At 39.5% G+C, this 24,292-nt stretch carries 23 protein-coding genes; 1 reads left to right on the forward strand and 22 read right to left on the reverse strand.

Features of this window, described 5'->3' with window-relative positions; genetic code table 11:
- Nucleotides 1–3: 3 nt before the first annotated feature.
- From O3633_RS03680 to O3633_RS03750, 15 genes are all read right to left on the reverse strand, one after another.
- Complete coding sequence (locus O3633_RS03680) at nucleotides 4–816, reverse strand: LicD family protein (RefSeq protein WP_371620414.1); 813 nt, start codon at nucleotides 814–816, stop codon at nucleotides 4–6.
- 43 nt (nucleotides 817–859) lie between these two features.
- Nucleotides 860–3,016, reverse strand: a complete 2,157-nt coding sequence (locus O3633_RS03685) for an O-antigen ligase family protein (RefSeq protein ID WP_371620415.1) — start codon at nucleotides 3,014–3,016, stop codon at nucleotides 860–862.
- Between the two features lie 24 nt (nucleotides 3,017–3,040).
- Nucleotides 3,041–4,006: a glycosyltransferase family 2 protein gene (locus O3633_RS03690; RefSeq protein ID WP_371620416.1), complete on the reverse strand. Its 966-nt coding sequence runs from the start codon at nucleotides 4,004–4,006 to the stop codon at nucleotides 3,041–3,043.
- Nucleotides 3,990–4,835, reverse strand: coding sequence for a LicD family protein (locus O3633_RS03695; protein ID WP_371620618.1), 846 nt, complete (start codon nucleotides 4,833–4,835; stop codon nucleotides 3,990–3,992). The genes O3633_RS03690 and O3633_RS03695 overlap by 17 nt, the downstream gene beginning before the upstream one ends.
- Before the next feature lie 140 nt (nucleotides 4,836–4,975).
- The gene (locus tag O3633_RS03700) at nucleotides 4,976–6,295 is read right to left on the reverse strand and encodes an LCP family protein (protein WP_371620417.1); all 1,320 of its coding nucleotides are present in this window, start codon (nucleotides 6,293–6,295) and stop codon (nucleotides 4,976–4,978) included.
- On the reverse strand, nucleotides 6,292–7,140 hold the full coding sequence (pheA, locus tag O3633_RS03705; RefSeq protein ID WP_371620418.1) for a prephenate dehydratase: 849 nt from the start codon (nucleotides 7,138–7,140) through the stop codon (nucleotides 6,292–6,294). Before pheA ends, O3633_RS03700 begins: the two co-directional genes overlap by 4 nt.
- Nucleotides 7,137–7,613: a shikimate kinase gene (locus O3633_RS03710; RefSeq protein WP_371620419.1), complete on the reverse strand. Its 477-nt coding sequence runs from the start codon at nucleotides 7,611–7,613 to the stop codon at nucleotides 7,137–7,139. Before O3633_RS03710 ends, pheA begins: the two co-directional genes overlap by 4 nt.
- Nucleotides 7,606–8,889 carry a 3-phosphoshikimate 1-carboxyvinyltransferase gene (aroA, locus tag O3633_RS03715; protein WP_371620420.1) on the reverse strand — a complete coding sequence of 428 codons (1,284 nt, stop codon included), beginning with the start codon at nucleotides 8,887–8,889 and terminating at the stop codon, nucleotides 7,606–7,608. The genes O3633_RS03710 and aroA overlap by 8 nt, the downstream gene beginning before the upstream one ends.
- An 89-nt stretch (nucleotides 8,890–8,978) precedes the next feature.
- Nucleotides 8,979–9,317 (reverse strand): YlbF/YmcA family competence regulator, encoded by a 339-nt coding sequence (locus O3633_RS03720; protein ID WP_045614159.1) that lies wholly within the window; start codon nucleotides 9,315–9,317, stop codon nucleotides 8,979–8,981.
- Between the two features lie 11 nt (nucleotides 9,318–9,328).
- Nucleotides 9,329–10,432, reverse strand: coding sequence for a prephenate dehydrogenase (locus O3633_RS03725; protein WP_371620421.1), 1,104 nt, complete (start codon nucleotides 10,430–10,432; stop codon nucleotides 9,329–9,331).
- Between the two features lie 9 nt (nucleotides 10,433–10,441).
- Nucleotides 10,442–11,608: a chorismate synthase gene (gene aroC / locus O3633_RS03730; protein WP_371620422.1), complete on the reverse strand. Its 1,167-nt coding sequence runs from the start codon at nucleotides 11,606–11,608 to the stop codon at nucleotides 10,442–10,444.
- A gap of 9 nt (nucleotides 11,609–11,617) precedes the next feature.
- Nucleotides 11,618–12,685 (reverse strand): 3-dehydroquinate synthase, encoded by a 1,068-nt coding sequence (aroB, locus tag O3633_RS03735; protein WP_371620423.1) that lies wholly within the window; start codon nucleotides 12,683–12,685, stop codon nucleotides 11,618–11,620.
- Nucleotides 12,686–12,701: 16 nt separating this feature from the next.
- Entirely contained in the window at nucleotides 12,702–13,559 is an 858-nt protein-coding gene (locus O3633_RS03740; protein ID WP_371620424.1) for a shikimate dehydrogenase, read from the reverse strand.
- Nucleotides 13,549–14,226: a type I 3-dehydroquinate dehydratase gene (gene aroD / locus O3633_RS03745; RefSeq protein WP_371620425.1), complete on the reverse strand. Its 678-nt coding sequence runs from the start codon at nucleotides 14,224–14,226 to the stop codon at nucleotides 13,549–13,551. The genes O3633_RS03740 and aroD overlap by 11 nt, the downstream gene beginning before the upstream one ends.
- On the reverse strand, nucleotides 14,223–15,386 hold the full coding sequence (locus O3633_RS03750) for a class I SAM-dependent rRNA methyltransferase (RefSeq protein WP_371620426.1): 1,164 nt from the start codon (nucleotides 15,384–15,386) through the stop codon (nucleotides 14,223–14,225). Before O3633_RS03750 ends, aroD begins: the two co-directional genes overlap by 4 nt.
- Before the next feature lie 245 nt (nucleotides 15,387–15,631).
- Between O3633_RS03750 and O3633_RS03755 the strand changes: the two genes are divergently transcribed.
- Entirely contained in the window at nucleotides 15,632–17,083 is a 1,452-nt protein-coding gene (locus O3633_RS03755) for an alpha-amylase (RefSeq protein ID WP_371620427.1), read from the forward strand.
- A gap of 228 nt (nucleotides 17,084–17,311) precedes the next feature.
- On the opposite strand, the gene O3633_RS03760 is transcribed toward O3633_RS03755, so the two are convergent.
- From O3633_RS03760 to dapB, 7 genes are all read right to left on the reverse strand, one after another.
- Nucleotides 17,312–17,992, reverse strand: coding sequence for a DnaD domain-containing protein (locus O3633_RS03760; RefSeq protein ID WP_371620428.1), 681 nt, complete (start codon nucleotides 17,990–17,992; stop codon nucleotides 17,312–17,314).
- Between the two features lie 8 nt (nucleotides 17,993–18,000).
- On the reverse strand, nucleotides 18,001–18,945 hold the full coding sequence (gene metA, locus O3633_RS03765) for a homoserine O-acetyltransferase MetA (protein ID WP_001122704.1): 945 nt from the start codon (nucleotides 18,943–18,945) through the stop codon (nucleotides 18,001–18,003).
- 193 nt (nucleotides 18,946–19,138) lie between these two features.
- Nucleotides 19,139–19,651, reverse strand: coding sequence for an adenine phosphoribosyltransferase (locus O3633_RS03770; RefSeq protein WP_001049312.1), 513 nt, complete (start codon nucleotides 19,649–19,651; stop codon nucleotides 19,139–19,141).
- Nucleotides 19,652–19,773: 122 nt separating this feature from the next.
- Nucleotides 19,774–20,379: a hypothetical protein gene (locus tag O3633_RS03775; protein WP_371620429.1), complete on the reverse strand. Its 606-nt coding sequence runs from the start codon at nucleotides 20,377–20,379 to the stop codon at nucleotides 19,774–19,776.
- A complete protein-coding gene (locus O3633_RS03780; protein WP_371620430.1) occupies nucleotides 20,379–22,247 on the reverse strand; it encodes an ABC-F family ATP-binding cassette domain-containing protein in 1,869 nt (622 codons plus the stop codon). The genes O3633_RS03775 and O3633_RS03780 overlap by 1 nt, the downstream gene beginning before the upstream one ends.
- Nucleotides 22,244–23,443: a CCA tRNA nucleotidyltransferase gene (locus tag O3633_RS03785; RefSeq protein ID WP_371620431.1), complete on the reverse strand. Its 1,200-nt coding sequence runs from the start codon at nucleotides 23,441–23,443 to the stop codon at nucleotides 22,244–22,246. The genes O3633_RS03780 and O3633_RS03785 overlap by 4 nt, the downstream gene beginning before the upstream one ends.
- Nucleotides 23,440–24,207, reverse strand: a complete 768-nt coding sequence (dapB, locus tag O3633_RS03790; protein WP_371620432.1) for a 4-hydroxy-tetrahydrodipicolinate reductase — start codon at nucleotides 24,205–24,207, stop codon at nucleotides 23,440–23,442. Before dapB ends, O3633_RS03785 begins: the two co-directional genes overlap by 4 nt.
- Between the last annotated feature and the right edge of the window lie 85 nt (nucleotides 24,208–24,292).

Genomic DNA, 24,292 nt, shown 5'->3' on the forward strand with positions numbered 1-24,292 from the left:
TTGTTAATCAATCCAATAATTCTTTTCATTTCCTGGAATTTGTTTGTCAACAGGAGGTGGAGTCATATACTCTTTACCAAACTCATAGACAAGAATCTCATGATATCTTCTCGGTACTTTTAGGATTAAATTTTCATATGGCATATCAATTGTATCATACAACCATTCTGTTTTAATACCAGCTGGATAGTAAGAGTCATAAGTCGAACAAACTAAGTCTGAAGAATTTTCAACACTGTATTTTAAAGCAAGTTGTTCAAGTTTTTGATTCCAGAATTGAGGAGATGTAAATCTGAATATCGTTGAAGCAATATAGCGAGGAAGATTTTTAATCCCTCCGTTTTCGTACTTAATTCCCTTAAAGTTTAAAGACGATAGACGAATTAATTGTTTGTAAAGTTTCATTTTCTTACGATCTTGTTCATCTGTAACAAGACCATCGTACGGGAAGACATCTACACAAGTTCCAAGAACAACACTTGGATCTAAAAGATTCGAGTCTCTCCTTGTTCGAATATCGTAAACACGCATATAACTATATGGATATCCCTTAGTTTCTCTAAAAGAAATCAACTTATAGTATGGGTGGTTATCATTTTTTAGAACAGCGTATAACTTTTCAAATTCATCTCTAGCTAACGAAATGTCTGTATCATCATCCCAAGGAATAAAACCCTTATGACGAACGGCTCCTAATAAAGTTCCAAAATCGATAAAATATTTGATATCGTGTTTTTCACATATCTCATGTAAGTACTCTAGGATACCAAGCTCAACTTGCTTGATTTCTTCAAGGCTTAAGATTTTTTCAGACATTATTTGTCACTCCTAATCTCTACTTCTTTGTTTAAATAATAATCTATTGGTTTTCAGTAATCTTCCACAATTTGAAGTCATGATGCGAAACTTGTTGCTCAACTGGTGGTAACTGCATATAATTTCCATAATCTGAAGTTAAAATTTCATGATAATGTTTTGGAATCATAAATTCCTTACCTTCAAAGCTACCAGCTTCAACTTGTTCTAACCATTCACGTTTCCAAACGGGCTTATTCATATCCTTATAGACAACATAGTCCACCAATTCATAATCTTCTACTTTTCTGGATTTAGCTAATTCATCAATCTGAGAAACATACTTATTTGTGTTAGTGAAATAAAAGATAATAACAGAAATATAGCGGATCATTGAATTGACTACACTTTTAGTATTCGTAATTCCTTTGAATGTATAACAACTTAACTGGCGTTTCTTGATGATTTTAGTCATTTTATCCTTAAACGCCTGATCATCTTCATAACCATCTACAGGGAAAATATCTACATAGATACCCATATTCGAATCAATTCGCACATCCTCTTCAACTAAGTAAGTCTGATTGTCTTGAATCTTCATGAAAGGATAGACATAATTGACATTATTTTTATAAGACATGACTTCGTATCGCTCGTCTGGATGTGCAATCAGATAATCTTGTAATTTTTCATAATCGTCTCGTAACATACAAATGTCCATATCATCATCCCATGGAATAAAACCTTGGTGACGAACTGCACCAATTAAGCTACCATAGGACAAGAAATATTTGACACCAATTTTATGACACACTTCATGGATATACTCCATGATTCCTAACTCCATCTGTTGAATTTCAGAAATATCAGTTACTTCCTTGTAACGAATGTTATTTTCTTTTTCACAGATCATTAGACCATATCCTACCACTAACCAGAAAATGATGTTGATGAAGTTGGTTGAATACATGATCTGACTTTCAAACAATTGTCCAAATAATATTCCAAAGAATAGAATCATGACTAGTTTTTCACTATTTCTCTTTGATTTAATCAAGTAAGAAACAAAGCGGAAACTTACATAAGCAATGATGAGTATGAAAGAAGAGAGACCTAAGAATCCAGAACTCACAAAAATGGTAACAAAGATATTGTGAAAATTACCTCCAATAAGTGAGTTTGTAATTTCAAATTTACTAAAATATTTTGTGTAATAATCGGATACGTTTCGAACACCATAGCCAAATAGGGGTTTTGCACTTCCCATTTTGATTGCATTTTTCCAAATATATGTACGACCACTTGGTGTCGTCTCAATTAAATGAAGTTCCCCGTTTTTCTTGGCTACGTCCGAATCTGTCTCTGAATATGATTTGCCTTTATTTAAGTCAATTACAGTTGCCTTGGCTGCTGAAATATATACCGAAGTTACATAACTAATACCAATATTGCTACCTGTGAGTAAGATACTAGCTACTAGAAAAGTAAGCCATTTTTTGAGTAATTTTCCTCTAGAAATAAAAAGACAATAGAATACTAGCATTAGAATAACTGATAAAAGAGCTCCCCTACTCTGCATAGTTGCAAAATAAACTAACTGAATGACATTATTAATTTTAAGATAAACAGAGTATTTACTCCCCTTATGAATTAAATACATAGCAAAAACTATACTAATGTATGAGAAAATAGCACTTGCATTTGGATTAACAATTCCCCATAAGCGTCCATTCATAACACCATAATAATAGGATTGTTCTCCAATTTTAAATAATATTAAAACTCTTGAAAGTAATAAACCAAAAGCAAATAAGGCCGAAGTAAATGAGACAATCTGTATGGTTCCTGCAATCAATCCTAATAACTTCCTTAACTGCTCTGGTTTTACCATGGTAAATAACAAAACATAAGTTAGCATAAAGAAAATTTCAACCATATTTCCGAACAGGTGTCCAGAACGATTAACGAGTGCTGATAAAAAGTGACTGCCTACTAAAAGACCAAATAGTGAAAGAAACTTCTTATCTATCTCTATTCGTTTCCAATTTAAAAATAAAGTTAAACAAATAGAAAGAACAACAATTGCTGAAAGCCCTTTATAAATCGGATTGGTTACTTTATAAATTAGCGAACTCATACTTAAAATCGAAATAAAAACAAAAAGATATGAAATCCACAGTTTTGATTTTTCAAAGCTTTCAATTGTTTTTGAAAAATTCATCTTCAACTCCTTTAAATGACATTATTAATTCAAGCCGACAATTTGTCTATAGATCCATGGAGAAACAAGGAGCGACAAAACGGCTATTTTTCGAAAATTAGTAAAATAAGGATCTTTTAATATCTCAGATAAATGATTAATAATCCACTTTCTCAACGTATTTTTCTCTGTTCGATATTGACTAGGATCCGTAAAGATTATTTTATCGTACACAGTGATATAGGACCAACACTCCCTGTTCACTAATTCAGTTTTTAGTTGTGGAAATATTTGAAAAACTTCAGAAATAATAATCTTATAGACCTCTATGGTATCAAATACATGATTGTTGACAGAAGTTGTCGCACTCCCCTGTCGATGATCATAATAGTAGATTGGTTTATCAATAAATACGCTTGTACATTTGGTTTTTAATAAAACTTCTGTTAAAAACAATGCATCCTCAGCCAAATGATAGTCTGTATTGAATATAAAACCTGAAATAACCCCTCTTTTAAACAATTTTGCAACAGGGAAAAAAGAAGTCCGAGTTGTCATCAATAATTCTCTCATTGTCTGCTCTGTCGACCACTTCTCTGCCTTTCCTGAAAAAACTGGTAGTTCTGTAATTTGACCATTTTTTATATGATGGAGACGTGCTATACTAAATCCGATAGAATCGTCACTATCAACTACACTTATTAAAGTTTCTAAATAATCTGGTGTAATAAAATCATCACTATCAATAAAAGTAATCCATTCTCCTCTTGAATGTTGAATACCTATATTTCTAGCATTCGAGACTCCTGCATTCTTAATATGAAAAACTTTGATATTTTCATTTTTAGATGCCAACTGATCGCACAAGGCACCACTCTGATCTGTCGAACCATCATTTATAAGAAGCAATTCAAAATTGGTATAATTCTGCTTTATGATTGACTCAACACATCGTTCAAGATATTTTTCGACATTGTATACTGGAACTATAATACTAATTTTTTCTTGCATTGTATTCTCCCATATATTCTCTATAACTCTTATCCATATCTGCTATAAGGGCATCGTGGTGCGGCACTTGCTTGTCAGCTGGTGGTGGTGTCATGTAGTCACCAAAAGCTGTGCTGAGATAGGCATCATAACCAACTGGAATAGGCATTTCTGTTCCTTCAAAAGGTAAGAAAATGTTATCTGCAAAGGCTTGAATTGGGTATTTCTTCTTCATGTAACCTGGACCTGAGCATAACTCTGTGATGCCATCACTTTCAGCTGGTCCATACTTGGTCATTTCTTTCTCAGCCTTTTTCCAGATACGATAGCGAAGGGCTTTAGGAGTTAACCTTAATAAAATCGTGCTGCCCCACTTCATGAGAGCTCCGTGCTTTTCTGGAATGGTTTGTGCACAAAAGAGAGAATAAATCAAAGCCCAACGTACCTGTTTCTTACGTTCAGCTGGGTTTTTAGGGTAGTAGTCCAAGGGAAGAACATCCAAGGCCAAGCCGTGTGGTAGATCCAAATCTTGTTGATAAGGCTTGATACAAGTCGTCTCCTTATCTCGAATAGTGATAAAGAGGTTGCGGTCAACAAAGTCTCTATCACTTTTTGACAGGAAGTAACGCTCGTCCGCATAACGAGGCCATAGCTCTGCTAGTTTTTCATAATCCTTGCGAGGCATAAAGAAGTCTAAATCATCATCCCAAGGGATAAAACCTTTATTTCGTAGAGCTCCAATAGCTCCTCCACCACACAAATAACAGAGTAAATTGTGTTCTTTACAAAAGGCGACAAAATATTCAGCCATCTCTAGGCTACGAGCTTGAATTGCCTTTAAATCACTCATCTCATTCTCTTCCTCTTCTATAGAATACATCATTCTATTATACCATAAAAATAGTTTATAAATCCATCTGACCATGTGAAAAATCAAAGCCCACGATACCCATTTTCATAGGTACCTCAAGCTCTGATTCATTTTACATGTTATCTAAATCCCATTTGGGCCAATTTATTTTGGTAAGCTTTTTGATCCACTCGAAGGGATTGACCGCCGTATACGTCAAAGTCGTCTACCCAGTCTCCAAGTTCTGGGACTGTCAATCTTTCAATACCATTCTGCGCACCTTCAAGGACTGATAAGCCATTGGTCAATAAGAAGGTATATGGAAGGTTTGTGGAGGTCATGGCGAATACTTTACCAAGAGCTTCCGAACCAGTGAAAAGTTTTGTCGGATCTTTAATTTGTTGTAAAACAGCAGTCATGACTTGTTGCTGTCTACGAGTACGGCCATAGTCCCCCTCATCATCATCACGGAAACGTGCATAGTTGAGAAGAGTCGACCCATTCATCTGTTGTTTCCCAGCTCGAATGGTTTGAGTCGGTGACTCAGTTTCCGTTGCGTGCAAGTCATCGCCTACAGTCGCTTCTGTAACTGGGACCCCATTTAGAGTTGAAAACTGAGCATCAATGGTCACACCATCAGGGAAAAGCGTATCAATGGCTGTTGCAAAGGCTTGGAAATCGACAAGGGCATAATATTTGATGTCCAGATCAAAATTATCCTTGAGCACCTTGCGGACCATTTCAGCTCCTTGTTTACCTTCTTGTTCCCCTAATTCATAGGCCAAGTTTAATTTATGGTCTGTCTGTTTTTGACCATTGATGACTTGGCTATACCCATCAATATAGACCAGGTTATCACGCATAAAGCTAACGAGCTTCAATTTTTTATCCTTGCCACTTACATTCAAAACCATAATGGAATCTGTCCGTGTTTCTGCACTATTCTGTCCAATACGGCCATCCGTACCCAAAATCAGAATATTAACCCCATCACGCGTATCTTGTCCATTGAAGACTTCAACCTGAGCAGCTTTGGCATCTTTGGGCCCATTTGAACTATTAGGGTTCGCCGATTGGAAGCCTTTTAAGAACATGACGATCATTCCTACTGCTACACAAAGCAATATCATCCCTAACCAAGCAAATAAGCGTTTAAAACGAAAACCTCTTTTTTTCTTTTGCTTCTTAGCTTTTGGAATCTTCGTTTCCAGTTGATTTCCACTACTACGGCGACTAGAACGACTACGATTAGCATAGGTTGGCAGGTTGATACCAGAGTCTGAAAGAAGTTGTTCTTTGGCTTCTGGATTGAAAACTTCTGATGAATCTTTTTGACCTTCTAACTTGGCTTGTAAAAAGGCAAATTCTCTCTTTTCTTTCTCATTCAAATAATGAATGTTTTTCAAAAGATAGTCATATCTCAGTTTTTCATGATGTGTCAAAGGATTCTCTCTAGTCATTCCTTCTCCTTCCCTTTATCCTGTATGGTATAGATAGGGTAAGCTCCTAGTATTTTATACTGGATTCCAATCGTTTCTAGTTCTTTTTGAGCAAAATGGACCAGTTCTTTATCAGCATAGTCCACATCAATGATAAAAAAATATTCTCCCAAGACTGTTTTTAGGGGACGACTTTCTATCTTGGTTAAGTCAATCCCTCGCCAAGCAAAGGTCGAGAGTGCCTTGTAAAGTGCACCAGGTAAATTGTCTGGCAAGGTCACTGCTAGGCTCATTTTTTCAGTTGCATCTTGTAAAGGAATCTGTGGCAACTCTGCACCCAACACCCAAAAACGAGTGAAATTGGCTTCCATTTCTTGGATATCTTGCGCAATCAATTCTAGACCATATTCTTCAGCAGAGCTTCTTGGAGCAATGGCAGCAAAAGGCTGATCTGGATGCTCGGAAACATAGCGGGCAGCGTAGGCTGTACTGGCAGTGACTTCTAGTTGCGCATCTGGATAATGCTCATCAATAAATTTCTTCCCCTGTGCCAAGGCCTGCGGATGAGAAAAGATTTTCTCAATTTTAACTTGCCCTGGCACCGCCATCAACTGTTGATGAATTGGCTGTACAATCTCCGCCACAGCTTGAATTCGAGCCTGGTGGAAAAGATAATCCAAGGTTTCATGAACACTACCTTCAATAGAATTTTCAACTGGCACCACTGAAAAGTCTACTAAGCCCTGTTCGTAAGCCTTGATAACGTCCGTAATATTTGAAAAAGGCTCTAGTTCCTCATGAGGAAAAGCCGTTTGCACCACATGGTGCGAAAAAGATCCTTTGGGACCTAGATAGGCAATTTTCATGTCAATTCCTCTATAATTTCCTCTGGACTTAGCTTGGACACATCGATAACTTTACTAGCCACTTCCTCATACCAAGCCTGTCTTTCGTTAAAAATTGCAAGCAATTCTTCCTTGCTATTCTTTAAAAATAGTGGGCGTTGATTGTCCTTATCAGCTGAAATTCGCTGGTACAGGGTCTCAAAATCTGCTTTAAGGTAGATGTTGTCTGGATTTTGCTTGAGCAAGGCACGATTACGCGGAGAAATGACTACTCCTCCCCCAGTTGACACGACTTGATCTGTCTTTAGCAAATCAGCTAGGACTTCTTCTTCTAACTGACGAAAAGCTGCTTCTCCTTTTTCTTCAAAGAAACGAGCAATCGGCATCCCCAAGCGTTCTTCAAGTAAGGCATCCATGTCTACAAAGTCAGGATCTAATCCTCTAGCAATAGTAGATTTTCCTGCACCCATAAATCCAAGTAAAACCTTAGCCATGAATCAAGGTCTCCAAATCATCAAAGAAGCTTGGGTAGCTTGTGTTAATAGCTTCTGCACGGTCCAATTCGACCTCTCCATCTGCAACTAAGAGTGCTGCAATGGCTGTCATCATGCCGATACGGTGGTCACCAAAGGTATTGACTCTGGCTCCATGGAGAGCAGATTTCCCTTTGATAATCATGCCGTCTGCTGTAGGAGTAATAGCTGCTCCCATGCTATTTAAAGCGTCTGCGACAACTTGAATACGATCCGTTTCTTTAACCTTGAGTTCTTCTGCATCTTTGATAACCGTTTGACCTTGAGCTTGGGTAGCAAGAAGGGCGATAATTGGCAATTCATCAATTAAGCGCGGAATCAAGGCTCCGCCAATCTCAGTTCCTTTTAGGTCTGACGTCTCAACAGTCAAAGTTGCAGACTTAGCAATTGGGTCAATGTCAGTAAGATCCAATTTCCCACCCATAGCACGGATAACATCAATAATCCCTGTACGTGTTTCATTAATACCAACATTCTTAAGCACCACACGAGAATTTGGAACAATCAAACCTGCGACTAACCAAAAGGCTGCACTAGAAATATCTCCAGGTACGACAACAGTTTGCCCACTTAGTTTCTGTGGCCCTTGGACTGTGATTTTCTTACCATCGACACTCAAGTCTCCGCCAAATTGACGCAGCATATCTTCTGTATGATTACGAGTGCACTCCTTCTCAATGATGACAGACTGACCCTGAGCCTGCAAAGCTGCAAAAATCAAGGCTGACTTAACTTGAGCAGAGGCAATCGGCAATTCATAATGAATAGGTGTTAAGTTTTTTGTTCCTTTTAAGTGTAACGGTGGCAAGTCTCGCTCTGTCTGACCAGAAATGCTAACTCCCATTTTTTTCAAAGGAAGGGTCACACGGTCCATAGGACGTTTGGAAAGACTGTCATCTCCAAACATCTCTACTTCAAAGTCTGCACCAGCAAGTACACCTGAAATCAAACGAATAGAGGTCCCAGAATTCCCCATATCGAGAGCGTTCTTAGGGGCTTTCAATCCATCCATCCCGACACCTTGAATGGTAACGACACCGTCCTTGTCCTCAATCTCAACGCCGAGGTCGCGAAAAACTTGCATAGTTGACAAAACATCCTCACCACGTAAGATATCATAAACCTTGGTCTCGCCCTCAGCTAAGCTCCCAAAAATGATAGAGCGATGACTGATAGACTTATCCCCTGGTACTCGAATACTACCATTCAAATGGTTAATGTTTGTTTTTAACTTCATACTAGACCTCATACTGACAATACTTTTTCTTATTTTATCATAAAAAGTCAGAAATTTCTTAAAAATTCCTGACTTTATGAGGTGAATTCTTATTTTAAAAGTTCTGAAATTGGTTCAAAAACAATTTTTTCAATATCAGAAAGGTAGATAGAAAGTTGTTGCTGTTTGGCAAAGAAGGCTGATAAAAGAGAGTTGCCTTGAATCTGCTTACCAAAGCTTTCCATTTTTTCTTGGAAAGAAGCGTCGGGCATTTGACCAGTTTGGGCCATGACTTGGATTTCATGCTGAAAAGCAATATAATCTGCAAAAATCTTGCTAGCTTCTGCATCTGCTTGGATAGCATCTCTAGCTTCCTTAACCGCCTTGTATTCAGGCAACTCACGTAGTCCACGACTAAGTTCATTTGCACTATCATAAATATTTGACATAATTGTCCTCCTTATTTAATAACGACTGTGTAATTTGTATTTTCTGTAATGACTTGCTCAGCACGTTTTAAATCCTGAGCATTCTTAAGGGAAATTTGTAGAATCCCGTGAACATCCTCACGGTTTTCCTCATTGATATGGATATTGACCAAGGAAGTTCCACGTAGCAATTCCAAGATGCGCAAGATAACATCTTCCTCATCGGGAACATCGACATAGAGGTCAAATGAGCTATCTACTCCTCCACGTTTATGGATTTCCATAGCTTGGCGTTGCTCCCGCGCTTGGTTGAAAAAATTCCAGATTTGATTTTCATCACCCCTACTGATTGCTTGACCTATCTCATCCAAACGCCCCTTGAAATCCTCGATACGTTCAATAATGGTCTCTCGATTGGATAAGAGGATAGAAGTCCACATGCCTGGCTCACTTTCGGCGATTCGAGTCATATCCCTGAAACCACCCGCCGCAAAACGTCGTGCCATCCCATGTTCTTCGGCATAACTAGCAGTTTGTTCCATCAAGCTTGATGCTAAGATATGCGGAAAATGACTGATCTGAGAAGTTACTCGGTCATGCTCTGTAGCATCGATTTCAATGAAACGAGCGTGAAGACCTGACAGCAAGTCCTTCATTTCTTCGAGCGTATCCTGGGTTGTTAGACTCGAAGGTGTGAAGATATAGTAGGCATTTTCAAAAAGATTAACATCGGCAGAAGCCGCTCCTGTCTTATGACTCCCTGCCATAGGATGAGCCCCTACAAAGCGAACAGGCTTACCAGCAAAATTCTCCTCCGCTACATTCACAATAGCTGATTTGGTTGAACCAGCATCAGAAATAATGACACCTTCTTTTAGTTCCAAAGTTGCTAATTCTTGTAAAAAAGCAATGGTTTGCTTGATTGGCAAGGTAAGAATGATGACATCTGCAAGTGGAGCAAAACTGACAAAGTCATCCGTCGCTCGGTCAATCATTCCTCTCTCCAAGGCAATATCTCTAGACGCTTGACTACGATTGTATCCTAAAATTTCATAATCAGGATGATCTCGCTTGATTCCGAGTGCCATGGAAGCACCAATCAAACCTAGTCCTGCGATATAGATGGTTTTTGCCATAAGAACTCCTTAATAATTCTTTGTATACTCCCGATGTTTCACAACAGCTTCTTTTAATTCTTCCAGATTATCAGAAGAAAATTTCTCTAGAATTTCTTGAGCCAAGACTGTTGCTACGACTGCTTCCATAACAACACCTGCTGCTGGAAGAGCGGTTGGATCACTTCTCTCCACCGTTGCCTTATAAGGCTCATGGGTTTCAATATCGACACTCATCAACGGCTTGTAGAGAGTCGGAATTGGTTTCATAACCCCACGAACAAGAATCGGTTGGCCATTGGTCATACCACCTTCGAAACCTCCGAGATTATTAGTACGACGAGTATAGCCATCTTCTGGTGACCAGAGAATTTCATCCATGACTTGGCTGCCCTTGAGATAACCTGCTTTAAAACCAAGTCCAAACTCCACACCCTTAAAGGCGTTGATTGAAACAACTGCTTGAGCTAGCCTTGCATCTAGTTTGCGATCCCATTGAACATAAGAACCCAAACCAACCGGAACGCCACCGACAACCGTTTCAACAACTCCACCAATGGTATCTCCATCACGTTTAATCTGATCAATATAATCCTTGATCTCCTGCTCACGTTCTTGGTTGACGATAGAAACTTCTGACTGGGCAGCTAGTTTTTTAATCTCTGCGACTGTTAAGTTTTCTGGAACATCGATTTCCTTGCCACCAAAAACAACAACATGGTTAGCAATTTCAATATCAAGTTCAGCTAAAAGCCGCTTGGCTACTGCCCCAACTGCAACCCGCATAGTTGTTTCACGGGCAGATGAACGTTCCAGAGAATTTCGCAAATCATCAAAGCGGTATTTGATACCTCCTACCAAGTCAGCGTGACCTGGGCGAGGATGTGTGATTTTTCGTTTACTTTTAAGTTTATCCTCAATATCCTCAGCAGACATGATATCTAGCCATTTTTGATGGTCTTTGTTAATGACATCCATGGTAATGGGAGCCCCTGTCGTCTTCCCGTGGCGAACACCAGAAGTAAAGACAACTTGGTCACTTTCAATCTTCATACGACCACCACGTCCATATCCACCCTGGCGACGTTTAAGATCCTCATTGATATCTTCTGCAGTCAAAGGCAGTCCTGCTGGAATTCCTTCAATAATTGCTGTCAGACGAGGACCATGTGATTCTCCTGCTGTTAAATATCTCATACATTCTCCTTATTTTACTAGGTAATCTTTCATTTCTTCGAGAGAAACTGGGTGAATCCTTGCTGAACCAAGTTCTGGTACCAAGACTAATTTCAAAGTATTGCCACGCGCTTTTTTATCGTGAGTCAAAGCCTGATAAAGCTTATCAAGGTCCCAGTTTTCATAATCAACAGGAAGGCCAAATTTCTGACACATTTCTCGGATAGACTGAGTGATTCCAGCTGGCATAAGGCCTTTTTGTTCTGCTACCTTAGAAACCTGAACCATTCCCATCGCTACTGCCTCACCATGCATGACACGTCCATAACCAGCAGTTGCTTCAATAGCATGACCGATTGTATGACCAAAGTTGAGATACAGACGAATGCCATTGTCCAATTCATCCTCAACTACCATCTTTCGCTTGACCTGGCAAGAATGCTCAATCAAACTTTCTGAATGCTCCAAAATACTCTCTACAGAACCATCCATTTCAGATAATAAGTCCCAGAGTTCTGGATCTTCAATTAAGCCATACTTGATGACTTCACCCATTCCTTCAATCAATTCTCTCTTCCCTAAGGTTTCAAGAACGTTTGGGTCAATCAAAACACCATCTGGCTGGGCAAAAGTTCCCACCATATTCTTGGCAAAAGGAGTATTCACTCCTGTCTTACCCCCGATTGAAGAGTCAACTTGAGCTGTCAAGCTAGTCGGAATTTGAACAAAGTGAATACCTCGCATATAGGTTGAGGCTACAAAGCCAGCCAAATCACCAACTACACCACCACCTAAAGCTACAATTCCGTCACTGCGAGTCAAGTCTTGCTTAACTAGAAATTCATAAGCCTTTTGAACCGTGGTTAGATTTTTTCGCTCTTCCCCCTCTAGAAAGTCAAAAACTGCCACTTGAAAACCAGCATCCTCTAAGCTCAATTTTACTTTTTCTGCATAGAGAGAAGCCACATGGTTATCGGTAATGATAACGACTTTTTGTGGTTGCCAAAGTTCCCTCAACCATTTTCCTGCTTGAGACAGGCATCCTTTTTCAATCTGAATATCATAAGGATGGTGGGGAAGGTCTATTTTGATTTTCATAGCAGTTCTCCTTTTTTCATTTTTGATACTTTTGTTTTAGTAATTTCCAGATTTGATCGGTTGGCATTTCCTTGCCGGTCCATAACTGAAAAGCTTCAGCTGCTTGGTAAAGCAACATGCCCAGACCATTAACAGCATGATTGCCCTGGTTTCTTGCCCAATTTAAAAATGGTGTCTCAAAGGGTTGATAAATCACATCAGCTACCAAAAGCTTCTCTGGTAAAAGGACACTTGCTGGGATTGGCAGAGATACTCCATCCATGCCAACACTAGTCGCATTTACCAGTAAATCCGAATCAATTATCCTTGCTTGCAGTTCAGAAACATCTTCTAGAGCAAATAAATCTACTTTAAACCCTGTTTCATTTTGTAGTTTTTCTAAGTAAGGTCTTGTTTTTTCTATTGAAGCCGAACGTACAAAGACAGAAACTTGACTGACTCCATCCAAGATTGCCTGCGCCAAAATTGCCTTGGCTGCACCGCCTGATCCTAACAATACCATTCTTTTCCCAGATATTTTAAAAGAAGGCAAGCTCTTAAAGAATCCCTTGCCATCTGTGTTATATCCGATTAAAGTTCCCTCTCGATTCACCACTGTATTGGCAGCACCAATCAACCGAGCTTCTTCACTCAACTGGTCCAGATAAGAAATCACCTGCTCCTTGTAAGGCATGGAAAGATTGATCCCAAACATCTGATAGCGACGAACATTTGCAACTGTTTCTGCCAAGTCAGTCGCTTCTACTTCCCAAGCTACATAGACACCATTGGTATGAGTTGCTTCAAAAGCTTGATTGTGAATGAAGGGTGAAATGGAGTGTTTGATAGGATTGGCGACTACAGCTGCTAAACGTGTGTAGCCATCAATCTTCATTTAGTATCTCCCGAATTTTTTTCATGCTAGAAAGTGAAATCTGTCCTGGAGCACTGGCTTCGTCCAGACTTGCAAAAGACCAGCTAGAACCTGTCACATCTGAAGTGACACGAGAAACCTTACCCACTTTCCCCATAGAAATCGTCACATATTCTTGTTCTGGGTTCAATGTTTTAAAACCACGTGTAAAGTTCATAAGGTCCAATACATCTTGTTCTGTTTGAGCCATAACCGATACTTTAACCACTTTCGGAGTTAGACTGGTTAGCTCGGATAAGATTTCCATCATATTCTCTGGAGTTTCTTGAAAGTTATGATAACTCAAGACTAGATTTGGAAAATCAAGCATCTCTTCAAAAACATCCTTGTGAGAAAAATACTCAAAATCAATATATTCTGGTTGATAGAGTTGAGCTACATCTTTGATAATTTGGACATACTCTGCTGAATCCAAATCTATCTCTCCTCCCTCAGCACGAGTTCGTAGGGTAAAGAGGAGTTCGCGACCTGCAAATTTTTCAAAAATAGCTGGAGCTACCTGTAAAATAGCTTCCTTTGGTAGAAAATCGGCACGCCACTCAATGATATCAGCATCGATATACCGCATGGCATCGATTCCTTGCGCCTCTTCCAAACTCTTTGGCATTACTGAAACGACTAATTTCATTTAGTTACCTTCATGCTAATCACCTTGAGGTAATTACTACTTTCATCTTTTTCATTGTAGACAAAGTCTGCTGGAAGTCCATACTTTTGAAGAACCTGATATTTTCTTCCTGCGAATCCTTTGTCGATTTGTTCTATAAATTTTTGACGGGAAACATTGGCAGCATTGGTGCTAGCAATGATCATACCTCCCGGATTTAAAATCTCTAAACTCTGGGAAATCAACTTGTGATAGTCCTTAGCTACAGAGAAAGTTTGCTTTTTATTACGGGCAAAACTAGGTGGATCAAGAACGATCACATCATAAGATAAGCCCTTACGTTTAGCGTATTTAAAGTATTCAAAGACATCCATAACAATGAAACGATGACTGTCAAGACTGAGTCCATTGGCATGAAAATGAGCTTCTGATAGTTCTCTTGAACGTTTGGCTAGGTCTACAGAGGTTGTTTCACTAGCTCCCCCCATAGCTGCAGCAACTGAGAAGGCTGCTGTATAGGAAAACATATTTAGCAAGGACTTGCCCATGGCTAAACCATCAACCAAGCTACCACGAACTTCATGCTGATCCAAGAAAATCCCTGTCATAAGACCATCATTCATAAAGACTTGGTACAAGACTCCATTCTCAAGAACTGTAAAATTTTCTGGTGCTTCTTGACCATAGATATGGGCAGACTCATAGTCTAGACCTTTAAAACGAATCTTTTCATAGGCACCTAAGACTTCAGGGAAAACCTGAGCAAAAGCTGCTAAAATCTGTTGGCGAAGTCCATAGATATAGGAGTTATACCAAGAAAAAACAACATAATCTCCATAAAGATCCAAAGTCATTCCACCAAAACCATCGCCTTCTTGATTAAACAAACGAAAGGCAGTTGTCAACTCATCTTGATAGTAAACAGAACGTCTTTGTTTGGCTTTTTCAAACAAACTTTCAAAGAATTTTTGGTTAAAAGAAAGCTTCTGTTTCGTTACAAACCAACCAATCCCCTTATTTTGACGAGATAAATAGGCCTTGCCCAAAAACTGCTTGTTTTGACTCAATAACTCGACTTCTTGATCAGTTTCAGATAGTTCTGGAAAATCAATTTCCTCCAAAAGTACTAGACCTTGGTTTAGTTTTTTTTCAACACGTCTACTGACGAATACTTTATTCATAAATACTATTATAACAAATTTTATGACAATTCACAAAATAGAAACTATTGATTTATCCATCATCTTGCCCTATCTGAGAGAATTTTTCCTCCCATTAGTCCTACTATTTTTATTTTATATATTTCAACACTTCTAGTTGAAAAATAGACATAAAATTTTAAGAGTTTAATTTGAGCGCAAACGTTTGCGCAGAAGCTGACTTTATGCTACAATAATTCTCAACACTGTAAGTAAGAGGATAAACTATGAAAAATCAAACCTTAATGCAATATTTTGAATGGTATCTATCCCACGATGGAAAACACTGGATGCGCCTAGCTGACGACGCTGAACACCTAGCTAACTTAGGCATTAGTCACATTTGGATGCCACCTGCTTTTAAAGCAACAAATGAAAAAGATGTTGGTTATGGCGTCTATGACTTGTTTGACCTTGGAGAATTTAATCAGAAGGGTACTGTACGTACTAAGTATGGCTTTAAGGAAGACTATCTTCATGCCATCCAAACTTTAAAATCTCATGGGATTCAACCAATGGCTGATATCGTCTTAAATCATAAGGCAGCCGCTGACCATTTAGAATCTTTTCAAGTTATCGAAGTGGATCCAGAAGATCGAACTGTGGAACTAGGAGAACCTTTTACCATCAATGGCTGGACTGGTTTTACTTTTGATGGACGACAAAATACCTACAATGACTTCCACTGGCACTGGTACCACTTTACTGGAACTGACTACGATGCTAAACGCCGTAAATCTGGAATCTATCTGATACAGGGAGACAACAAAGGCTGGGCTCATGAGGAATTAGTCGACAATGAGAATGGCAATTACGACTATCTCATGTATGCCGATCTAGATTTCAAACATCCTGAAGTGATAAAAAATATCTACGATTGGGCAGATTGGTTTATGGAAACAACTGGTGTAACTGGTTTCCGTTTGGATGCAGTCAAACACATTGACTCTTTCTTTATGCGCAATTTCATTCGCGATATCAAAGAAAAATATGGCCAAGATTTCTATGTCTTTGGAGAATTCTGGAATCCAGACAAGGAAGCAAATCTGGACTACCTTGAAAAAATTGAAGAACGCTTTGATCTTGTCGATGTTCGCCTTCACCAAAATTTCTTTGAAGCAAGCAAGGCTGGAGAAGACTATGATTTGACAGCCATCTTTGAGGATAGTCTAGTACAACTCAATCCAGACCGAGCTGTAACCTTTGTCGATAACCATGATACTCAACGTGGCCAAGCTCTTGAATCCACTGTTGAAGAATGGTTTAAACCAGCAGCCTACGCCCTCATTCTTTTGCGAGAGCAGGGGCTCCCATGTGTCTTTTATGGAGACTACTATGGTATTTCTGGTCAATATGCTCAGCAAGATTTCAAAGATGTTCTTGACCGTTTGCTAGCTATCCGAAAAGAGTTGGCTTATGGAGAGCAAACCGACTACTTTGATGACCCTAATTGTATCGGTTGGGTCCGTTCAGGAGCTGACAATCAATCACCACTTGCCATCGTGATTTCTAATGGCCAAGCAAACTCCAAAACCATGTTCGTCGGTCAAGAATGGGCTGACCAAACCTTTGTTGATTTGCTTGGTAACCATCCTGACCAAGTAACCATCAATGCTGAAGGTTATGGAGATTTCCCAGTTACAGAACGCTCTCTTAGCGTCTGGGGACTGGCTAACTAATCAATTAATACTCTTCGAAAATCTCTTCAAACCACGTCAGCTTCTCCTTGCCGTATATGTGTTACTGACTTCGTCAGTTCTATCCACAACCTCAAAACGGTGTTTTGAGCAACCTGCGGCTCGCTTCCTAGTTTGCTCTTTGATTTTCATTGAGTATAAAACACACAAAAAATGCCCACAAGCTAGATTTTCTTTCTAGCCTGTAGGCATTTTTTCTATTATCAATACTTAAAATTGGTCTTTCCAAAGATCCATAGCATTTTGAAAATCTGCAGAAACTTGAACATTTTGAGGATTAGTCGCTTCTCTCTCCTGACGCTTCGCCTCTACCTGTACTACACTCTTAATGCCTTCATGACGCCAGTTTCGTAGGATAGCTTGGATATACTTCCAATTTGGTTTTCCATTCAAAACGGCCTCACGTAGGGCCTCTTTGATCAGGTCCGCACTGGTTCCGTCTTCTTTCAAACTCTTTTCTAAATCTTCGATCTCAAAAGGACTCAAGAGACGCCCTAGTTCTTGTTGGAAGGTTTCCACCAAGTCTTTCAAATCATTTTTAACGAGTAGCGCTTGGTTTGGTTCTTGCTTTTCAAAAAGTTGGTCTAAGCGCTCTAAAGCCAAAGTCGCATCAAAAATAACTTCTATTTCTCCATTGAGTTCAATAGTACGATATTGGAGTAAGCCTTTTTCGGTCAAGCGTGAAATTGCTTGATTGACTTCATAGACTTGCTTGCCTATTTTCTCAGCAATTTGGCTTGGGGACAATTCCCCTAAGGCTGTTGTATTTTGTAGATAAAAGAATTGCCAAACTAAGAAATCATCGCTTGATGAGAAAAGTTGATTGTAGTTTAAGAGCAGAGCACTTGGTAAGACCAAATTCCCTGATTTGAAAGCATCTAAATATGTCATAATTCCTCTTATAAATATCCAAAATGAGACACATCTTCTTCTGCACTCTTCCACTCAAAAGGCGTTTCTTGGTAAACTGCATAATTTACCCAGTTACTGAAAAAGAGAGCTGCTGAGGAACTCCAACGCATACAAGGAAGTTCATGGATGTCATCATTTTTGAAATAATTTTCTGGTATATGGGGATCTAAACCAGCATCTAGATCTCTAAAATATTCCTTGGCTAGCGTATCACGATCATACTCCAAATGCCCAAAGCTATAAACTTCTCTTAAATCTCGGCTTGCAAGGATAGAGATTCCCACTTCTTTTCCAGATGCTAAGATCTCTAAATTTGTTTTATTTACAATGTCTTCTTTGAGAATTTCTGTGTGACGAGAATGGGGAGACACATACAAATCATCAAAGCCTCTCAGTAAAAGATGACCTTCTTTTAAAACATCCTGAGGATAAATTCCCGAAAGTTTTTGAGCCATCTGGTGTTTATCTACGCCGTAACGATAGTAGAGGCCAGCCTGTGCTCCCCAGCAAATATGCAGGGTTGAAAAGACATGAGTCTTTGACCAATCGATGACCTGAGTAAATTCCTCCCAATAGTCCACTTCTTCAAAAGGGAGATGTTCAACTGGTGCTCCTGTGATAATCAAGCCATCAAAATACTGGTCTTGAACTTCCGAGAAGGTCTTATAAAAAGTCTCCATATGTTCAGAACGAGTTGTTTTCGACTGATGACTTTCCATATATAAGAAATCAATATCTAACTGCAAAGGAGTATTAGCTAAATGTCGTAAAAGCTGAGTCTCTGTAACCATCTTCTGTGGCATCAAGTTTAAAATCAGAATTTTCAGTGGTCGAATATCCTGATGAGCCGCCCGCTGGTCATCCATGACGAAAATATTTTCCGTTCGTAAAATCTCAACTGCTGGTAATTTTTTATCTATTCGAATCGGCATGGAAATCTCCTTACTGTATCAAGTTTAGGCTCAAGTGAACATACAGTCATCAAGTGAAAAAATCAGCTGACGAAAGTCCTTCCCTTTATTATACTGTAAGAAGATATAGTTTTCAATTATAGTTTTTCTCTAACTAGATATAGCCTTTTTTTATATCAGATGAAGAGAAAACAGCCCTAGGGACTGTTTTTCATTAATAATGCATAAGCACCTTGTAGTCGTAATCTCCGATAGCTTCACGACCTTTAAGCTCATCAAGTTCGATCAAGAAGGCGCAACCTGCTACGACTCCACCCAATTTTTCAATCATTTCGATTGTAGCCTTAACAGTACCACCTGTTGCCAAGAGGTCATCTACGATCAGAACACGTTGTCCTGGTTTGATAGCATCTGCGTGCATAGTCAAAGTATCAACACCATATTCTTTTTCATAGTCAGCTGATATCACTTCGCGTGGCAATTTTCCTGGTTTACGCACAGGTGCAAAACCGATTCCCAACTCAAAAGCAACTGGACATCCAACGATAAATCCACGCGCTTCTGGTCCTACGATCATATCAATCTTTTTGTCAGTAGCATATTGAACAATTTCACGAACAGCGTAGCTGTAGGCATTGCCGTTAGCCATCAAAGGGCTGATATCACGGAATGTAATTCCTTCTTGTGGATAATTTTCAATACTTGCAATGTAATCTTTTAAGTTCATAGTTTTTCTTTCTTTTTAAGTTTTTACTCCCTATTATACCATAAATCTTAGAAAAGAGAAATAGAAAGAAGCCCTGGAAACTGAGTCCAAGGCTTCTAATTAAATCTGTAACTATTGCTCGTTTAATGAAATCTTTCCTTCTTTTTGCTTTTAGATTTTTGATTGAGTTGACGATTTTGTTCGATACGCCACTCTCGCTCAAAGTAGGACATGGTTTCAAAGACTCTTCGCGGTAAACCGACATCCAGCAAGTAGATTGGGATTTTCAAAACATTTGATTGCTTTGTAGTCGAAAATCTACTTCGTAAACGATTCCATAAAGAGTTGGTTTTTATAAAATCCTTGTCATAAAAATGAACTTCAATAGTATAAAAATTCCTCGAACTTCTTCCACCCTTGATTCTCATAAGAGAAAACGTTTCTACCTGCCCCCAAGAATAAAACTGCCAATCTTTTTTAGGATGTGGCTTATAGAAAAAACCTTGAGACGTACATTTCAAATACTCTTTATCTGAAAAAAGAAGTCGCAAGCGTTCATACAAAATCCATCCAACAATGATGATTAAGAATAAGATAAAGAGTCTTAATGCCACCAATCCCACAGGTGCCTCCTTGGGATAGGTCATCATAAAAGATAGGATCCAAAGAAGAAAAGCTAACTCAACTAAGCAGAGAGAAATATTCCAGATGATTTTCTTGCTGCTCCATTTGATGATTTTTTCTTCCATTAAGCTAACTCACTTAAATATTCATAGCGTTCATATTTTTCAAGCAAGGCTTCATTCTTTTCGTCCAGCTCTTTTTGAAGGGTAGCTAGCTTGCCAAAGTCAGAGCCATTTGCCTGCATCTCTTCTTCAATCTCAGAAATACGGTTCTCCAAGTTTTCGATATCGCCTTCAATACTTGCCCACTCCTGCTTTTCTTGGTAGGTCATGCGTTTCTTTTCTTCACGGACTTTGACAACTTTTTCTTTCTCAACCTTTTGAACTTGACTTGTCGCTTCTGCTTCGAAGGCCTTTTCATCCAGATAATCGGTATAGTTGCCAAAGAAGGGACGGATGGTGCCATTCTCAAAGGCAAGGATCTTAGTCGCCACCTTATCAAGGAAATAACGGTCGTGACTAACGGTCAAGACTGGACCTGCAAAACCTTGTAAGAAATTTTCTAGAACAGTTAAGGTCGCAATGTCTAGGTCATTAGTCGGCTCATCCAAGAGGAGAACATTGGGTTTTTCCAATAGTAACTTGAGGAGGTAGAGACGTTTCTTCTCTCCACCTGATAGCTTCTCAATCAAAGTACCGTGTGTTGAACGCGGGAAGAGAAATTGTTCTAGTAACTCAGCGATTGAAGTCGTAGAGCCACCACTGGTCTTAACCTCTTCTGCCACTTCCTGCAGATAGTTGATAACCCGCTTACTCTCATCCAAGCCTTCGATTTGTTGAGAGAAATAGGCGATGCGAACCGTTTCCCCAATCACAACTTGACCTGCTGTCGGCTCAAGACTTCCTGCAATCAGATTGAGCAGAGTTGATTTTCCAACACCGTTGTCCCCAACAATTCCGATACGGTCTTTGGCTTGAACCAAAAGGTTAAAATCTTGCAAAATCTGTTTGTCGTCATAGGCAAAGGAAACATCCTTAAACTCGATGACCTTTTTACCGATACGGCTGGTTTCAAAATTCATGCTCAAGTCTGTCTCAACACTAGTATCAGAAACCTCCTTTTTCAAGTCATGGAATCGATTGATACGTGCTTGTTGCTTGGTTGCACGAGCCTGTGGTTGTCTGCGCATCCAGGCCAATTCCTGCTTATAAAGTTGCTCTTTTTTGTGAAGAAGAGCTGCATCGCGCTCATCCTGTTCAGCCTTGAGGCGAACATAGTCCTGATAATTACCCTGATATTCTGTCAAACCAGCTCGGTCTAACTCGAAAATTCGCGTCGAAAGCGCATCTAGGAAGTAACGGTCGTGGGTGATAAAGAGGACGGTCTTCTTGGAATTTTTCAAAAAGAGGGTCAGCCACTCAATGGTGGCAATATCCAAGTGGTTGGTTGGTTCATCCAAAAGCAAAAGATTGTGATTTCCTAGCAGAACTTGGGCCAACTGAACCCGTCTTCGCAATCCACCCGAAAGAGCTCCAACTGGAATTGATAAATCCTGAATTCCCAACTTGCTGAGAACGGTCTTGACCTGACTCTCAATTTCCCAAGCTTGGAGAGAATCCATCTCCGCCATAACCCGTTCCAAACTGGCTTGCTTATCCTCACTGTAGTTGAACATGATCAATTCATACTCACGGATCAACTGGATTTCTTTCAAATCGCTCGATAGAACAGTATCCAAGACAGTCTTGCTATCATCAAAATCGGGATTTTGGGTCAAATAGCCAATCTTGTAATCACTCTTTGCTGAAAAAGGGCTAATATCGCCATCAAAACCTGAAACACCTGAAAGCACATCTAGAAGGGTTGTTTTCCCAGTTCCGTTGACACCGATAAGACCGATTCTATCCAAGTCATGGATGATAAAGGAAATATCCTTAAAGACAGTCTTGTCTCCAACGGATTTACTTAGTTTTTCAACAATAAAATCACTCATTTTTTCTCCCCCAAGTAGGTATGAATAGCTTCCAAGTTATTTTCCAAATCTCCATCCACAATAGCATACTCAATCTCTGCTAAAATTTCTCCCATTTCTGGTCCTGGCTGATAGCCGTATTCCTTGATGAGAATCCCACCATTGATTTGAATTTCTTTTTTATCATGGATGGTTAAGCTGTGGTAAGTCTCTTCGATAGCCTGTGGATTGACTTCTTTTCCTTGAGCCTGACGAAGATTTTCAGCCTGTAAAAGCAAATCTAGATCAAAACGGTAACAATCACGCTTGCTTAGTTCCCCTTCTTCACGAAGTTTTAAGATCGTAAGTAAATCTTGAACTTGCTTAGCGAATTGACGCGAAGTTTTCCAATGTTTCAAAAATTGTTGAGCATCTTCCACTTCTAAAACCCATAAAAGTGCAGCCCAGGCTTGTTCAGAAGATTCAAAGGTAAAATCAGCATCTAAGTCAAATAAAGATTGGAGGTTCTCCTGACTACCAGCCATATCCGGAAGATAATCATAAGCTTTACTTGCAATCATAGAAGACAGACCTACTCGCCAATGAGGAGCTAGTAGAAGTTTATCAAATTCAACAAAAGTACGCTCCACAGAGATTTTTTCTAGGAGTGGCGTCAAATCTTTCATAGCCTCAAAGGTTTCTTGCTCGAGTTCAAAACCAAGACTAGCTTGGAAACGAAAGCCACGCATAATCCGCAAAGCATCTTCGTTGAAACGCTCACTAGCTACACCAACTGCTCGTAAAACTTGATTTTCTAGATCTCTCAAACCATCGAACAAATCAATGATTTTTCCCATCTCATCCAAGGCAAAGGCATTGACTGTGAAATCACGGCGTTTGAGGTCCTCTTCTAACGAACGAACAAAAGAAACTGAACTTGGTCTACGGTAGTCTACATAGACATCCTCTGTTCGAAAAGTGGTGACTTCGTACTCTTCATCTCCGTCTAAAACCAAAACTGTTCCGTGCTCAATGCCAATGTCAGCTGTCCGTGGAAAAATCTGCTTGGTCTCCTCTGGATAAGATGATGTCGCAATATCCACATCATGGATGGGACGATCGAGCAGGGCATCCCTAACAGATCCCCCAACAAAATAGGCTTCATAGCCTGCTTCTTTAATTTTTTCTAATACTGGTAAAGCCTTCTGAAATTCAGAAGGCATTTGTGTTAATCTCATAATAAGTGTTCTAATCCATAGACAAGCTCATGACGCTTGACAACTTCTTTGATTCCCAAATTCACCCCTGTCATGAAGGAGCTACGATCATAGGAGTCATGACGTAAAGTCAATCCTTCTCCCTGATTTCCAAATATAACTTCCTGATGAGCTACCAAACCTGGCAAACGGACTGAGTGGATTCGCATACCATCAAAGTTAGCTCCACGTGCACCTGAAATGAGTTCTTCCTCATCACTAGCACCTTGTTGGATAGACTCACGAACTTCTGCCATCAATTCCGCTGTTTTGATAGCTGTTCCGCTCGGAGCATCTTTTTTCTTGTCATGGTGAAGCTCAATAATCTCTACATTTGGGAAGTATTTTGCAGCTTGTGCCGCAAATTGCATGAGCAAGACAGCACCCAAAGCAAAGTTAGGAGCAATCAAGCCACCCAAGTTTTTAGAACGAGAAAATTCTTTTAGTTCTTCAATCTCTTGACTAGTGAAACCTGTTGTTCCAACTACTGGAGCAAAGCCATTTTCAAGAGCAAAGCGTGTATTCTCATAGGCAACAGCTGGTGTTGTAAAGTCCACCCATACATCTGCCTCAAAATCTGCCAAGTCATTCTTATCATTGAATACTGGAATTCCCTGCCAGTCAGATGCAGACTCAAAAGGATCTAAAACTGCTACTAGTTCAAGTTCAGGATCAGACAAAACCATCTGACAAGCAGATTGGCCCATTCTCCCCTTAAAACCAGCAATAATTACTCGAATACTCATCTCAATCTCTACTCCTGTTTAAGATACAAAGGACCTTAGCTGCCCATGAAAAATAGGGAATGGCGCTGACTTTCCACGAAAGGCA

Origin of the sequence: Streptococcus sp. 27098_8_22 (assembly GCF_041432415.1) — a bacterium.
GTDB classification, from domain to species: domain Bacteria; phylum Bacillota; class Bacilli; order Lactobacillales; family Streptococcaceae; genus Streptococcus; species Streptococcus pseudopneumoniae_M.

Coding starts and splice junctions, on each gene's coding strand:
- O3633_RS03725 (WP_371620421.1), bottom strand. CDS start 10,432: ATGGCAAAAACCATCTATATCGCAGGACTAGGTTTGATTGGTGCTTCC.
- dapB (WP_371620432.1), bottom strand. CDS start 24,207: ATGAGTATTCGAGTAATTATTGCTGGTTTTAAGGGGAGAATGGGCCAA.
- O3633_RS03720 (WP_045614159.1), bottom strand. CDS start 9,317: ATGTCAAATATTTATGATAGTGCAAATGAACTTAGTCGTGGACTACGT.
- O3633_RS03740 (WP_371620424.1), bottom strand. CDS start 13,559: ATGAAGATTGATGGCTACACACGTTTAGCAGCTGTAGTCGCCAATCCT.
- O3633_RS03690 (WP_371620416.1), bottom strand. CDS start 4,006: ATGCAAGAAAAAATTAGTATTATAGTTCCAGTATACAATGTCGAAAAA.
- aroB (WP_371620423.1), bottom strand. CDS start 12,685: ATGAAAATCAAAATAGACCTTCCCCACCATCCTTATGATATTCAGATT.
- aroA (WP_371620420.1), bottom strand. CDS start 8,889: ATGAAGTTAAAAACAAACATTAACCATTTGAATGGTAGTATTCGAGTA.
- O3633_RS03750 (WP_371620426.1), bottom strand. CDS start 15,386: ATGAATAAAGTATTCGTCAGTAGACGTGTTGAAAAAAAACTAAACCAA.
- metA (WP_001122704.1), bottom strand. CDS start 18,945: ATGCCGATTCGAATAGATAAAAAATTACCAGCAGTTGAGATTTTACGA.
- aroC (WP_371620422.1), bottom strand. CDS start 11,608: ATGAGATATTTAACAGCAGGAGAATCACATGGTCCTCGTCTGACAGCA.
- O3633_RS03770 (WP_001049312.1), bottom strand. CDS start 19,651: ATGAACTTAAAAGATTACATTGCAAGTATTGAAAATTATCCACAAGAA.
- O3633_RS03695 (WP_371620618.1), bottom strand. CDS start 4,835: ATGAGTGATTTAAAGGCAATTCAAGCTCGTAGCCTAGAGATGGCTGAA.
- O3633_RS03710 (WP_371620419.1), bottom strand. CDS start 7,613: ATGGCTAAGGTTTTACTTGGATTTATGGGTGCAGGAAAATCTACTATT.
- O3633_RS03680 (WP_371620414.1), bottom strand. CDS start 816: ATGTCTGAAAAAATCTTAAGCCTTGAAGAAATCAAGCAAGTTGAGCTT.
- O3633_RS03780 (WP_371620430.1), bottom strand. CDS start 22,247: ATGAGTGATTTTATTGTTGAAAAACTAAGTAAATCCGTTGGAGACAAG.
- aroD (WP_371620425.1), bottom strand. CDS start 14,226: ATGAAATTAGTCGTTTCAGTAATGCCAAAGAGTTTGGAAGAGGCGCAA.
- O3633_RS03755 (WP_371620427.1), top strand. CDS start 15,632: ATGAAAAATCAAACCTTAATGCAATATTTTGAATGGTATCTATCCCAC.
- pheA (WP_371620418.1), bottom strand. CDS start 7,140: ATGAAAATTGCCTATCTAGGTCCCAAAGGATCTTTTTCGCACCATGTG.
- O3633_RS03775 (WP_371620429.1), bottom strand. CDS start 20,379: ATGGAAGAAAAAATCATCAAATGGAGCAGCAAGAAAATCATCTGGAAT.
- O3633_RS03760 (WP_371620428.1), bottom strand. CDS start 17,992: ATGACATATTTAGATGCTTTCAAATCAGGGAATTTGGTCTTACCAAGT.
- O3633_RS03685 (WP_371620415.1), bottom strand. CDS start 3,016: ATGAATTTTTCAAAAACAATTGAAAGCTTTGAAAAATCAAAACTGTGG.
- O3633_RS03700 (WP_371620417.1), bottom strand. CDS start 6,295: ATGACTAGAGAGAATCCTTTGACACATCATGAAAAACTGAGATATGAC.
- O3633_RS03785 (WP_371620431.1), bottom strand. CDS start 23,443: ATGAGATTAACACAAATGCCTTCTGAATTTCAGAAGGCTTTACCAGTA.